This is a genomic window from Streptomyces luteosporeus, assembly GCF_039532865.1.
GTDB classification, from domain to species: Bacteria; Actinomycetota; Actinomycetes; order Streptomycetales; family Streptomycetaceae; genus Streptomyces; species Streptomyces luteosporeus.
On sequence record NZ_BAAASL010000087.1, the window covers coordinates 1 to 532 of the forward strand.

A 532-nucleotide genomic window follows, 5' to 3' on the forward strand; every position below is an offset into this window, starting at 1 on the left:
CCCTGGTTGCGGGTCTCGGCGGCCTCGCGGCGGCGGTGGTCCTCCTCCGCGTACTGCTCGGCCTCCTGGCGCATGCGGTCGACCTCGTCCTTCGGCAGCGAGGAGCCGCCGGTGACGGTCATCTTCTGCTCCTTGCCCGTGCCCAGGTCCTTGGCGGTCACGTGCATGATGCCGTTGGCGTCGATGTCGAAGGAGACCTCGATCTGCGGGACGCCGCGAGGGGCCGGCGGCAGGCCCGTCAGCTCGAACATGCCGAGCTTCTTGTTGTACGCCGCGATCTCGCGCTCGCCCTGGTAGACCTGGATCTGCACGGACGGCTGGTTGTCCTCGGCCGTCGTGAAGATCTCCGAGCGCTTGGTCGGGATCGTGGTGTTGCGCTCGATCAGCTTGGTCATGATGCCGCCCTTGGTCTCGATGCCGAGGGACAGCGGGGTGACGTCGAGGAGCAGGACGTCCTTGACCTCGCCCTTGAGGACACCGGCCTGGAGCGAGGCGCCGATGGCGACGACCTCGTCCGGGTTCACACCCTTGT

1 protein-coding gene is annotated in these 532 nt (G+C 67.7%); it reads right to left on the reverse strand.

Annotation, left to right across the window (positions count from 1 at the left end):
* Positions 1–532: Hsp70 family protein (locus tag ABD361_RS30560; protein WP_344440248.1), on the reverse strand; the 532-nt coding region annotated here is incomplete at both ends.